Annotated in this window: 11 protein-coding genes and 1 other annotated feature; of the genes, 3 read left to right on the forward strand and 8 right to left on the reverse strand. The window is 43.5% G+C overall.

From position 1 onward, the window contains the following. The gene (locus JFU01_RS03820; protein WP_064293616.1) at positions 1-525 is read left to right on the forward strand and encodes an acyl-CoA thioesterase; all 525 of its coding nucleotides are present in this window, start codon (positions 1-3) and stop codon (positions 523-525) included. 88 nt (positions 526-613) lie between these two features. Here JFU01_RS03820 and JFU01_RS03825 read toward each other — a convergent pair whose 3' ends face one another. The 4 genes from JFU01_RS03825 to JFU01_RS03840 all read right to left on the reverse strand — a co-directional run bounded on the left by JFU01_RS03825 (position 614) and on the right by JFU01_RS03840 (position 6301). Continuing rightward, positions 614-1759 (reverse strand): mannitol-1-phosphate 5-dehydrogenase, encoded by a 1146-nt coding sequence (locus tag JFU01_RS03825; RefSeq protein WP_195855847.1) that lies wholly within the window; start codon positions 1757-1759, stop codon positions 614-616. Continuing rightward, the gene (locus JFU01_RS03830; protein WP_013669286.1) at positions 1759-2202 is read right to left on the reverse strand and encodes a PTS sugar transporter subunit IIA; all 444 of its coding nucleotides are present in this window, start codon (positions 2200-2202) and stop codon (positions 1759-1761) included. Before JFU01_RS03830 ends, JFU01_RS03825 begins: the two co-directional genes overlap by 1 nt. 50 nt (positions 2203-2252) lie before the next feature. Further along, entirely contained in the window at positions 2253-4379 is a 2127-nt protein-coding gene (locus JFU01_RS03835; protein WP_195855846.1) for a BglG family transcription antiterminator, read from the reverse strand. 113 nt (positions 4380-4492) lie between these two features. After that, on the reverse strand, positions 4493-6301 hold the full coding sequence (locus JFU01_RS03840) for a PTS mannitol transporter subunit IICBA (RefSeq protein WP_195855845.1): 1809 nt from the start codon (positions 6299-6301) through the stop codon (positions 4493-4495). Positions 6302-6600: 299 nt separating this feature from the next. Here JFU01_RS03840 and nagB point away from each other — a divergent pair, with 299 nt between their 5' ends. Then, positions 6601-7320 (forward strand): glucosamine-6-phosphate deaminase, encoded by a 720-nt coding sequence (nagB, locus tag JFU01_RS03845; RefSeq protein ID WP_195855844.1) that lies wholly within the window; start codon positions 6601-6603, stop codon positions 7318-7320. Continuing rightward, on the forward strand, positions 7313-8269 hold the full coding sequence (locus JFU01_RS03850; protein ID WP_195855843.1) for an NAD(P)-dependent oxidoreductase: 957 nt from the start codon (positions 7313-7315) through the stop codon (positions 8267-8269). Before nagB ends, JFU01_RS03850 begins: the two co-directional genes overlap by 8 nt. Positions 8270-8345: 76 nt before the next feature. Here JFU01_RS03850 and JFU01_RS03855 read toward each other — a convergent pair whose 3' ends face one another. Genes JFU01_RS03855 through JFU01_RS03870 form a run of 4 tightly spaced genes read right to left on the reverse strand, consistent with a single transcriptional unit; the run spans position 8346 to position 13069 of the window. Continuing rightward, positions 8346-8552, reverse strand: a complete 207-nt coding sequence (locus JFU01_RS03855; protein ID WP_198434187.1) for a hypothetical protein — start codon at positions 8550-8552, stop codon at positions 8346-8348. A 51-nt stretch (positions 8553-8603) separates the two neighbouring features. Then, positions 8604-10121, reverse strand: a complete 1518-nt coding sequence (locus tag JFU01_RS03860) for an ABC transporter substrate-binding protein/permease (protein ID WP_195855842.1) — start codon at positions 10119-10121, stop codon at positions 8604-8606. Next, positions 10112-11530 (reverse strand): argininosuccinate lyase, encoded by a 1419-nt coding sequence (argH, locus tag JFU01_RS03865; protein WP_195855841.1) that lies wholly within the window; start codon positions 11528-11530, stop codon positions 10112-10114. Before argH ends, JFU01_RS03860 begins: the two co-directional genes overlap by 10 nt. A 51-nt stretch (positions 11531-11581) precedes the next feature. After that, on the reverse strand, positions 11582-13069 hold the full coding sequence (locus tag JFU01_RS03870) for an ABC transporter substrate-binding protein/permease (protein ID WP_195855840.1): 1488 nt from the start codon (positions 13067-13069) through the stop codon (positions 11582-11584). Between the two features lie 78 nt (positions 13070-13147). Continuing rightward, positions 13148-13365 (reverse strand) — a binding site (T-box leader). Positions 13366-13440 lie beyond the last annotated feature (75 nt).

Consider the following 13440-nt stretch of genomic DNA (forward strand, 5'->3'; position numbering starts at 1 on the left):
ATGGAAAACGAAACAAAGGATTTAGTCCTTAATTGTAAAGACACACTTGTTGTCCATGAAATGCTAATTTTACCTGCCCATACTAACCCAGCTGGGAACCTCTATGGTGGGGAATTACTCTATTTAATCGACAATGTGGCTAGTCTCGCTGCCCATAAGGCCACCCGCTGTTCTGGGGTAACAGCCTCCTTGGACAATATGAACTTCATTAGTCCCTTTAAATTAGGAGAAATTGTCCGCATTGAGTGCTATGTCACTGGGACTGGCCATCGCAGCTTGGAAGTCTTTGTCAAAGTGATTGGTGAAAATTATCAGGAAAACCGTAAATTCATTGGAGCAACCTCTTTCTTAACCTTTGTCGCTACTCCAAAAGAAGATGAAGATTTTACCATGCCCAAAATTCAACCAGAAACCGATGAAGAACGCTACATCTGCGCTGGTTATGGCTCCCGTCGTAAGATCCGCCAAGAACAAAGAAAAGAAGATCAAATCATCCAAGAGAAAATGAAACACCATTTCCATTAAGCACAAGCGGCTTAATCTTTTAAAATTGTTCAAAAAAAGAGGTCAGAATTTTTTCCTGACCTCTTTTTCTTTGAAGTTTTTGTAGAAATTATTTAGCGGCTTCAACTGCGGCTTTAATTTCATGAATTAAATCCGCATCATCCAAGCCAGTGACATCTTGGATGACTTCTTCTAAGCTTTGCTTTTGTAATTTTTCTTGTAAGGCTACACTTTGGTCATCTTGGGGATTATCAAAGTTAAAGGCTAGGCCAACCACTGTTAGCAAGGTGCTATAATCTAAGCCCCGTTCCTTTAATTCACGAATTGGACGGATAAAGCGTTCATTATAACCCAACTTACGGATTGGTGTCCGACCTACCCGGTTAACTTGGTCAACAATCATTGGATTTTGGAAACGTTCAACAATTTTTTCCCGGTAAGCGGCCATATCCGCTTCCTTAAAGTTCCACTTGGCAATTAACAAGCTGCTGGTTTCTTTAAGGACTGCTTTCAAACGTTCTAAGATGGTGCCATCTTCTAAGGCTTGGCCAATGGTTTGATAGCCCTTAGCTGCTCCAGAATAAGCCACAGAAGCATGGCCAGTATTGACCGAGAATAACTTCCGTTCAATGTAAGGTTCCAGGTCATCCACATAAAGAACCCCGTCTAAGCGAATGTTCTTAGCTTTGGAGTGGGTTTGGTCAACCACCCATTCTTTGAAGGGTTCTACACTAACAAAGAGGACATCCTCATGGTGTTGCTCAGGGACAATCCGGTCGACAGCTGCATTAGGAAAACCAACATAGCGGTCAATATAGTCTTGATCTTGGTCGGTTAGGTATTTATCGACTTCTTGGTGTAAGAAATCGGTCCCTCCAATCATGTTTTCACAAGCGATGACATCAATAGGTTCGCTCACCCCAGCTTGGCGGCGTGCTTGTAAGCCTTGGGCAATTAATTCAGCAATATAGGGAAGGATATTAGGGCCAATCGCAGTGGTAATGATATTTGCTTCCTGAATGGCTTGAACCACGGCTTCAGGATTTTTTCCATTATTAATGGCTTTCACACCAGAAATATCAATTTTTTCTTCTCCTGGTGCCGCATAACCAATTTGGTAGGAGCCTCGTTCATTCAAGGCATCCACGATCGTTTCATTCACATCCACAAAATCAACGGTAAAACCATTGGCGACTAATACTTCACCAATAAAACCACGTCCGATATTCCCTGCACCAAAATGTACAGCTTTCATTAAACTTCTGCCTCCTCAAAAATAGCAATAATTTCTTGGGCACTTGTTGCATTGACTAAGCGTACAACACTGTCCATATCTGAACATACAACTGCAATCTTGGATAAAAGATCCAAGTGTTCATTTCCAATCCCCGCAATACCAAAAACCATCATAGCCATTTTTTCTTCTGGCTCATCGGGGGCAAAATCTACCCCGAATGGTACTTGGATCACCGAAATACCAGTTGCTTTTACTTTATCTTTACCTTCATCGGTGCCATGGGGAATGGCAATAAAATTCCCCATATGGGTTGAAACCACTTCTTCACGGGCTAACATGGAATCAATATATTCTTCTTCCACATCGCCGTCATCAACGAGCAATTGCCCAGCTGCACGAATGGCATCTTCTTTATTAATAAAGGATTGATTCAAACGAATCATCGATTCTTTTAATTCCATTTCCTCACTCCTTTTATCTTTAGGAATACTCCTACATCATTTTTGCTTTTTTATAGACTGTCCATATTTTTTATGGTAGCCAGTAATATGTTATTCAATAACTGTTTCAAGCGCCCTTCATCGCCTCGATCATAGAGGGAGAGATTAGCATCATTTTCAATCACGGAACTCGATATTGCTCCCATCACTTCCTGTATCCAGGGGGTTAAGGGATTGGGGGCTAAGAGTAGTAGCAAACGTCTAAGGGTCATCATTTGGTGGTCCATGCCCAAAATAGGGTAACCCTCCGCCAAGTCATAAATGACAAAGTATGGCTCTAGGACCTCAACATGACTCGTATGGAAGAGTCCGATACTTGAATGCGGGATGCCGATAGCCGATTCTTTAAATCGACGCATGACTGCCTCGCTGACCTGCTGGCTATTACCAACTTGCCGACCCCTAAGTTGCCCTATTTGCTGGTCAAGTAAGGCTTTGAGATCAAGCTTAGCCTTTCCAGTATTATTGACCTTAATCACTTGAAAGCTTTGGTAGACTTGATAAGCCTCTTTGATCTTATGATAATAATTTTCTAAACTGAGCTCCTGATTATTTCTCGCTAAGCTTCCTACTTCCCTAGTCCGATTGTTAGCTCCTACCCGGTCCTTATTTTGAGCGATTTGCTCAATTTCTATTTCTAAGGCCTTTAATTCATCGTCTAAGAGCAAGGGGGAGACCAAGTGATAGTGACGGCTGAGCCCTGGTAAGAACAGGGTGGATAAGACGATATCATAGGAAGTTAGCGCAACTTGATTTAAGGCTGATAATTTCACCACATCAATCAATAGATTTTGTTTAATGTACTTTTTCAAACGGTTTTCCAGAATTTTTGTCGTTCCCATCCCACTCGCGCAAACCAAGAGCAAGGAAATTTTCTGGCGGCCTTGGGGGTGACGTTCCAGGGAAGTCGCAAAGTGAATAACAATATAGGCCAATTCATCACGGCCAATCTTCTGACCCGGGAAGGCTTGGGAAAAGCTCGTCCTCACTGCCTGGTAAAGGTCAAAATATTGGTCAGTTATCCGGTCCAATAAGGTATGGGGAGATTCTTGAAATTCACTCACTTCCGGTCGGTTAAAGGTCGCCTGGATATGGGTGACTAAATTATAGTAAAGGGCTGAATCAGTGCGGAAATCGTTGGCCGTTTTTTCACTGACAGCTTGGATAAGCTCGGAAACCTGATAGAGAAAAGTTCCATCGTAATTTTCAATCAACAAGTGTTCAAGCGGCTTGTAATTGACCCCTTCTAATTGCTGGGCCAAGAAATTCCGTTCATTAATACCAATCGGTAAGGCTAAAGCATCCGATATCCAAGTCATGATTTGCTGGGCTAACTGTTGTTCAGTTTTTCCGGGCCGGGAAAGGGCTAAGTGTTTGCTTTTTTCTTGCCCTCCATCTTCTAAATGCTGACCCGACTTTAATCGAAAAATAGTGACCGTGACTTGGAGCATAATCAGCTTCAACTGGTTATCCGTCACCTTAGCAAAGGTTGTCGGATTCAAACGATTAAAGATTTGCTGGACTAATTCCAAGTCTTCCCTCTCTAGTAAAGCCATAAAGGCTTGACTGTTTTGTCCGCCTTGGCGGTTGGGATGGAAGAAGGTATATTCGTCAACATTTTGACTTAAAAGTGAACTCAGCATTTGCCGACGTTCGGCTTCCCAGCCCCTAACCAAATAACTCTTCCTATCATCACGGACTAAGTGGAGGTCATAATTCAATAGGGCCTCACCAACCGCTTTGAGGTCAGTTTGAATGGTGGCTGGGCTGACGCCATAATCCTCTGCCAGACCTTGCCTGGTCAATTCTGGGTTTTCTAGTAATAATTGGCAGGCCAAATGCTGCTGGCGTATCTCCCGGTCAAAGAAAGGCCAGGATGCTTGCCTTTGCTTTGGTCCGAGAATATCCTTTAAATCATAAGCCGTAAAGTCCTTGGGATAACGTAAGAAGTAACCCTGCTTGCGGTCACGACCGATTTCGATCCCAAACTTGTTCAAGGAAGCTGCTAAATTATTCAATTCCCGATAAACTGTACGCTGGCTGACTTGTAAGGTCATCTTTAAACTTTCCAAGCTCACGCCATCGCCTTGCTCCATAAAGCACTGTAATATGACCCGTTCTCGTTCTGAAAAGTACATGGCCTAATCCTCTCTATAAAAGCTACTTTGCCTTTATAGTACACCATGAGACGGGCTAATGGAAAACTTTATCTGACTGAAGTCGCTTATTTATCAAAGGATGGCTAAAGGCTTTATTCCCCTAAGGATTGAATCAATGAATAGTAATTCCCTTCATCAATCAAACGGTCAAAATGAATGACTCTAGCCTTTTGGAAATGTTCCTTGGCTGTTTGATAGTCATCACTCTGTACGATCACCAAGATATTGTCTTGGTCATTAATCTCTTCCAGTGCTTGAGCAGAAGCATGGATATTTTTATCAGGGGCTTTTTTGACGAGTAAATTTCTAAAGATGGAAGCGGCAATGGTCGTGCCACCAACACCAGGTCCTTGGAAGGCAAAGACGACCTGGTTAATACCAGCATAATCAGATGCTTGCGCTTGACTAGCGTCTTTATCAGCGGACTCACTAGAGCCATCAGATACTTCAGCTTCAACCGTTTCTACATCTTCATCTAACATATCCGCTAAAATTTCATCATAGCGGTCAGAATCCATAAAGTTATTCACCGAAATATGGGTGGAAGATGGCGCTTTCTTACGGGCTTGAGGGGTTAATTCTTGTTGGGTGATGACTAAGGTCTTCGCATCGTCACTCAGGTTATTAATGGCTGAGTTGGTCACGGGTTGAGTCAAGCCTAATTGTTTGGCTTTCTTTCTTAATAGGGAAGCCCCCATGGCACTTGACCCCATCCCAGCATCACAGGCAAAGATAATCCGATCGATTTGGTTAACGTCTGGAACTTCATCTGAAGTCGCCTCAACATCAGCACTTTGACCTTTCGATTCAGCCTTGGCTTGAGAAACAGCTGCTTGTTGCTTAGCAAAGTTGTCTTCTTGGGAACGGTCGGTTTTTAGGATTAAAGCAGCAACCGCAAAGGATACCGCAGCAGCGGCAGCAACAGCTAGGAGCATAGGTAGATGGTCGCCACGAGCAGTTACCCCAAAAATAGCAAAAATGGAGCCTGGAGAAGCAGGTCCAGTTAAACCAACATTGAGGAGGACGTTAACAAAGGTCCCCGTTACCCCACCAGCGATAACCGCTAAGATTAAGAGGGGCTTGGTCATCACATAAGGGAAGTAAATCTCATGAATCCCACCAAGGAAGTGGATGATCATAGCTCCCCAACTGGAAGATTTGGCGCTACCCTTACCAAAAATAGCAAAGGCTAGTAAAACACCCAGACCAGGACCAGGGTTGGCTTCTAAGAGATAGAGTACCGATTTACCCACTTCAGCAACTTGGGCTGAACCTAGTGGGGTTAAGATCCCATGGTTGATGGCATTGTTTAAGAAGAGGATCTTAGCGGGCTCAATCAAGACATTGGCCAAAGGTAAGAAACCCAGTTCCATGATCTTATTGACGCCAATTTCCATCCATTCAGTTCCCCAACTCACCAGTGGTCCAACTGCAAAGAAACCGAGTAAGGCTAAGAAGAAGCCCAGAATCCCGCTGGAAAAGTTATTGACTAACATTTCAAAACCAGAAGGGATTTTTTCTTGGAAGGCTTGGTCAAATTTCTTAATGACCCAACCAGCAAAGGGGCCCATGGCCATAGCACCAATAAACATTGGCGTTTCGGGTGGCGCACCACCGATAACTCCCATCGTAGCAATGGTCGCAACAACAGCACCCCGTTGTTGGTAGACCAGGGCACCACCAGAATAAGCAATTAATAATGGCAAGAGATAACGTTGCATGGCTCCACCAACAGCATTTAAGCTTTCATTAGGTAGGTAACCCGTTGGAATGAAGAGCGCAGCAAAAATCCCCCAGGCTATAAAGGCACCGATATTAGGCATGACCATGCTAGAGAGATGGCGTCCCAATTTTTGGATACCTGCCTTCAAGCCGGAAGACTTGGCTTGTGACTGTTCCATAATATTTCCTCCTTCATCGAATCATTGTAATAAGTATTTACACCATTATTGTACAGAATATCTGTATACGCTTTCAATGGATTTGCCGGCTAGTTTTGGCAAAGTGCCCGCTGCCAAAATTTATGCCAAGATGCTTTAATCATTTCTCCCCCCTTTTCACCTATTCAACCTTTGTGATTTTTTTGTTAAAGTGCCGGTTTTACTTTCAAAATCTACTTTTGCCACAGATTTATTTTCCTATCCGTGTTAAACTAGGGATAAGATTTTTATCAACTTATATCTTTTATGGAGGTACAAAAATGAAAGTTTATATTTATGATGACATCGAAACAGCCAGCCAAGCCGCTTTAAATTACTACCAAGAAGCCTTAGCTGATGGGCCTAAAGTCTTTGGCTTAGCTACCGGTTCGACACCAGAAAAACTCTACCAAGAAATCGTTGCTTCTGACTTAGACTTTACCGACAGTCTTTCCTTTAACTTGGATGAATATGTTGGTTTAGAAGCCAGCCACCCACAAAGCTATAATTACTTTATGCACAAACACCTCTTCAACGAAAAACCCTTCAAACATAACTATCTCTTAAATGGGGCCAACCCTAACGAAGAAGAAGAATGTTCACAATTTGAAAACTTGCTCCAAGAACATCCGATTGACCTACAATTACTCGGTATTGGACGCAACGGTCATATTGGCTTTAATGAACCTGGTTCTTCCTTCACCAGTAAGACTCGTAAAATTGAACTAACGGAATCAACTATCGAGGCTAACAGCCGTCTCTTTGACTCTCCTAGCAATGTCCCAACCGCGGCTTATAGTATGGGGATCGGTTCCATTTTAAACAGCAAAAACATCTTGCTCTTAGCCTTTGGTGAAGAAAAGGCAGCCGCTGTGAAAGCTATGGTGGAAGGTCCAGTGACTGAAGAAGTCCCAGCTAGTGCCCTCCAAAAACACCCTAATGTCGTTGTCATTCTGGACCAAGCAGCTGCTAACAAACTAAGCGGTGAGGCGGATGCCTAAACCCATCCTCTACCTAGCTGCCAAATATAAGGGCCAAGCCCGTGGGCAACTAGCAGAGCTGAGTGACCGCTATCAAATTAAAGACAAAAACCAACTTGAAGCGAGTGACTACGCCCAAATCGAAATCTTTTTCGGTAGCGACTTAGATACCCTAAGGGCCATCTACCAAGGAAAAGACCGCCATTTAGCCTGGCTTCAATTAGATACCGCTGGAGCTGACTACTTGCCCCAAGAAGTTATGGCCGACCCCAACGTAACGGTGACGACCGTTTCAGGAATCCATGCTCCTTCCATTGCTGAGAGTATTTATGGTTATCTCTTAGGGATTTTCCACCAACTCTTTATCTACCATGACCAACAAGAAGAAAATAACTGGCACCGTTATGAGCATGTGAAGAATCTGGCAGGTAAAAAGGCACTCCTTTACGGGACTGGCCATTTAGCCAGTGAAATTGCCCGGATTGGTCAGGCTTTTGGCTTAAGCTGCTACGGAGTCAATACCTCAGGGAGACCGGTAGAACATTTCCAAAATACCTACACCCAAACGAGTGTGACCGAGCGACTTGGCGAAATGGATATCATTATTAATACCCTTCCGGCAACAGCAGAGACTGAAAACATCTTTAACCAGCACTTCTTTAAGCAGATGAAAACCGATAGCTATTTCATCAATGTGGGCCGTGGCAATGCTGTCGTAGAGGCTGACCTCCAAGCCGCCCTGGAAGAGGAAAAGATCGCCGGAGCCTATCTAGATGTCTTTCAAGAGGAACCCTTAGGGGAAGACAGTCCCCTATGGCAGACTAAAAACCTCTTCATCACACCCCATTCTTCTGGACGGGTAGAACACTTCCGTGATGATATTTTTAAGATTTTCTATCAAAACTACCAAGCTTACCTAAGCGGTAACTATCCAAGTATCAACCGCCTAGATAAAAAGAAAGGCTACTAAAACATTCGCCTCATAAAAAGCCACTTACCCCTTCCCCTCAAGGAAGCAGTAAGTGGCTTTTTCGATTCTTTATTTTTTAGTAAATTTTACTTTGATAATAGTTGTAAGCAGTAGTGGCGCTTTGAAATTGGCCGTTAGCCATGCATAAGCAAGCGATGTGAATTACCGGATAGTAGGCATCAGCCGTACTAGCCGTTTGAAGCTCGCTAGGCGAGAGACCTTGGCTCGAGCCGGTGCCATGACTTTTCAACGGCCAAAATTCAAAAGCAGAACGAATGCTCACAAAGGTTATCTAGTAAAGATTTTTCTTTATTATAAACATAATTCAGCCAATCTAAGCATATTTGGCATTCATTTGTTTTTCCCAACGGTTCAAGAACTTGGTTAAGGTAAAGGTCAAGATAAAGTAAATGACCATAGAAATCAACAATGGAATAATCCCTTGATAGGTAATGCTGGTAACCGCCCGGGTTTGGAAGGTTAATTCAGCAATACCGATAGTCGATACAATGGATGACTCCTTAATCAAGGTTACAAATTCATTCCCCAAGGCTGGCCAAATTGACCGTAAAGATTGTGGGAAGATAACCTTCTTCAGGGTGGTCAAACGGTCTAAACCAAGAGAACGTGCGGCTTCAGTTTGCCCCTTATCAACCGCTTGAATCCCCCCACGGATAATCTCACTAATATAAGCCCCCGAGTTTAAGGACACCGCAATCAAGGCTGAAAGCAAGGCAGGTACGTTAAATAATCCACCGATTCCTAAGAACATGAAGAGGACTTGGATCATTAAAGGCATCCCCCGAATGAATTCAACATAGGCCATAGCAATACCGGATAAAATTTTGTTCTCAGTCAGACGCATAACAGCTAAGATAGCCCCTAAGGTTAAGCCAAAGACCACACTGACCGCTGAAATCAGCAGGGTCATTTTAATGCCGTTCCAGTAGTAAGGCCAATAGGACAACCAGTCAACCCCTTGTTCAGCTTGTTCTTGGCCTTCACTAATAATCAAATCATAAGATTCATCTAGCCATTGGTCCATCAAACCTTGGTCTTTGACTTCTTGAACACTTTGGTTGATAGCTGCTTGTAGGTCAGGTTGGTTTTTGGGCATAACTACCCGTTTAGAGTTATCGTCTTCTAATTTAAAGTGGCCATTGATCATTTCTAAGGCATCTTCATGGGCGCGAACGTGGGCACCACCCACACCAGAGTCGATAATAACTCCATCAATTTGCCCCGTCAGTAAGGCAGAGATTAAATCAGGGAGTTGTTGCATAGCGTGCTTACCCACATGAGCCATTTGTTCATTGGCTAAGCCTTCTTGAATCGATCCTTGTTGGTAACCTACCGTCATATCTGGGGTGAAGGAATCTTTATCATGGATCTTTTCGGCATCGTCTTTACGGATAATAATGGCTTGTTCATCATTTTGGTAACCATCAGAGAAGTCAACCGACTTGGCTCTTTCTTCAGTATAACCCATCCCAGAAATGATAATATCGATATTCCCCGCTTCCATGGAAGATAGGAGACTAGAGAATTCCATAGTCACAACATTTAATTTAACCCCGAGGTCATCGGCAATTTTTTGCCCTAATTCAATATCCGCTCCGGCCACGGTTTGTTGGCCGTCTTTCATGGTAATAAATTCAAAAGGTGGATAGTCAGGACTAACTCCCATTCGAAGTTCACCACGGTCTTTTATGCTTTGGAGGAGTGAATTCTCGCTAGGGGTCTGGCCCTGGTCTTCCTCACCATAGACTTGTGGGGCTAAGAGACCGGATAGGGTCGTTAGCATCAGTAAAACAGCTAAAAAGCAATGACTCAATTTCTTCATCAATGACATTTTTCATTCTTCCCTTCTTTTCTCTTATTTTGATAGTTTTTCAGACGTTCTTTCACTTGGGCAATATGTTCTTTGACCTGGTCTGGAGCTGGTCCACCTGCCACCTGACGGGCATAGACTCCATGTTTCAAGTCAATGGCCTGGTAGATATCGGCTTCAAATAAACCATTAAAGGATTGGTACTCTTCTAAGGAGAGTTCCTCTAAAGTTTTATCCGTTTCATGACAATACTTTAAAATATCCCCAACTTGGCGATAAGCATCACGGAAGGGTAAACCCTTAGCACTCAGGTAGTCGGCACAGTCAGTGGCATTTAAATAACCCTTACCCGCGGCTTGGTACATGTTTTCCACCTGAGGATGGGTGGCATCCAAGATGGCTGGCAGTAAGTTAAGTAAGGCTTGGACTGTATCAATGGCATCGAAGAGCCTTTCCTTTTCTTCTTGTAAATCCTTATCATAGGCGAGCGGGATGCCCTTCATGATGGTTAAGACCGCCATCAAGTCGCCATAGACCCGGCCAGCCTTGCCCCGCATTAATTCATGGATATCTAAGTTCTTCTTCTGAGGCATAATCGATGACCCCGTAGAAAAGCGGTCATCCACTACAATCAATTGGAACTCTTGGCTGGCCCATAAGATCATTTCTTCACTATACCGGCTCAGGTGCATACTAATCAAGGCCAAGGCACTCAGTAATTCAATACTATAGTCCCGGTCGGAAACCGCATCGATACTATTACCGGCATAAGCATCAAAAGCTAATAACTCAGTGGTTAATTGCCGGTCCAAGGGAAAAGTGGTTGTAGCTAAGGCGCCTGCCCCTAAAGGCATGGAATGATTAATCCGTTTTTGAGCATCCATCAAACGCTTGTAGTCACGCATAAACATTTCCACATAGGCCATCAAGTAATGCCCATAAGTAACCGCTTGGGCTCTTTGCAAGTGGGTGTAGCCAGGCATGATGGTTTCTAGGTGTTGGCCTGCTTCCTGGCAAAAGGCCTCTACCACTTGGTCCAATTGATCTAATAATTCGTCAGCTGCTGTGCGCGCATAGATTTTCATGGCCGTGGCCACTTGGTCATTACGGCTCCGTCCAGTATGGACTTTCTTACCGATATCACCTAAGCGTTTGGTGAGTTCACTTTCAATAAAACTATGAATATCTTCTGAATTAGGATCAATAGTGAGTTCTCCTTGGGCATATTCTTTTTGCATATCCCCTAGACTTGCTACTAAAGCTTCCGCTTCTTCTTTAGCAATAATCCCTTGTTGACCTAACATTTTGGCATGGGCTTGGCTAGCCTCAAGATCTGCAGGAAGTAACCGCAAGTCAATAGCCAAGGATTGATTTAACTGGTAGGCTGACTCAGCCATGGCTTGATGATAAGTATTCGACCAAAGTGCCATTTTAACACAACCTTTTCTAAAATTTTTGTTTTCAAGCCTTCCTCATCGACTTTATACTTTCGCTTGCATCTTATTCTCATATAAACGTAAAGCCATCGAAGTCACAAAAGTAAGGACAAAGTAACAACACATCGAGATAAATAGAGGAATCGTTCCCTGATAGGTTAAGCTGGTCACCGCCCGGGTTTGGAAGGTTAATTCCGCTACCCCAATCGTAGAAACAATGGAAGAATCCTTAATCAAGGTCGCCGCTTCATTCACTAAAGACGGCCAGACTGGACGCAAGGATTGCGGGAAGACGACCTTCTTCATGGTGGTCCAGTAATTGAGTCCCAAGGAACGAGCAGCTTCTACTTGCCCCCGATCGACGGAAAGAATCCCGCCCCTAAATATTTCTGAAATATAGGCCGCAGCGTTTAGGGAAACTGCGATAATCCCCGATAGCAGGGAAGATAAGGAGAACAAGGCTCCGATACTCAAGAAAACGAAGAGAACTTGAACCATTAAAGGGGTTCCCCGAACAAACTCAACATAGGCACTGGCCAGTTGAGGTAGGACAGGTAAGTTTGAGATTCTCATCAAGACGATGATCAAGCCCAAAATAATCCCAGCTAAAATAGCCACTACTGAAATCAACAAGGTGACTTTTATCCCGTCATAGAAGTAAGGCCAGTAGCTCAACCAGTTCGACTTTTGACTTTGCCGGATCAAGTCATAGGATTCTTCCATCCATTGATCCATTTGTCCCGATTCTACACAGGCATTCACCGTTTTATTAATTTCTGCTAAGAAGGTGGGTTGGTTATTAGGGATAGCCACCGACTTACCATCAGAGCTTACATCTAAACCAGAAGGAATAGCTAAAAGTTCCCCATGTTCAGCAGCAAAGGCCTTGGCTACCGATTCATCGAGGAGCACGGCATCCACCTGGTTAGCCATTAGGGCAGCGACAGCATCAGCCGACTTCCGCATGGCTACTTTTTCAGCACTGGTAACTCGTTCGGTCACCAAGGTATCTTGGAGAGTATTATCGGAAACCCCAATCTTGCCACCTTGGTCAAAGTAAGAAACATCTTTAATTTTATCTTGGTCTTGCTTTCTAATCACAAAATATTGCTGGTCGGACTGGTAGACATCAGAGAAATCCACTTTTTTATCCCGCTCTTCGGTATAGGACATCCCGGAAATAATCATATCAACAGACCCGGTCTCCATGGCTGGAATCAGAGAGCCAAATTCCATATCGACAATTTCTAATTTCACCCCAAGATCGTCAGCAATTTGTTGGGCGAGGAAAACGTCCGTCCCTACTAGGCGGTTTTGGCCATTTTCTAAGACGGTAAACTCAAAGGGAGCATAGCCACTCGCTGTACCAAAGCGAAGTACGCCGCGGTCCTTAATTTCCTGAAGTAGTTGATCGTCTTGGACAACTTGCTTGCCCTCGTTTTCCTCTGCGTAAACACTGCTTGGACTAAATAAGATTAAAAGAGTCAAAGCAAACAAACACAGCGCACTAAACATTTTCTTGCATTGATACATATAAATACCTCCCTTTATAATAACTAAACATCACTTCAATCAATGAATGGCTCATAAACAACAAAAAAAGCCCACCTCCTAAGAGGCGGACTTCTTCCACGGTACCACTCTAATTTGCGAATAGCTTACTAACTATTGACAACTCTGTTTGGTAACGCAGACATCTGCGAGTTAATCTCAAAACTTCGACTAACTATCTCAGCAAGACGTTTCATTAGTCATCCTGGGAACCTTGCACCAAACGTTCCTCGCTTTGCAGGAGTGAGTTAATTACTTATTTGCTTCATCGATTTCATAAATTAATGTTATTATAAAGGACATTTATTTATTGTCAATCTTTATTTTTATTTTTTCCTAAAGTTTAATCCTAA

It is taken from the genome of Aerococcus sp. Group 2, assembly GCF_905125285.1.
GTDB lineage: Bacteria > Bacillota > Bacilli > Lactobacillales > Aerococcaceae > Aerococcus > Aerococcus urinae_E.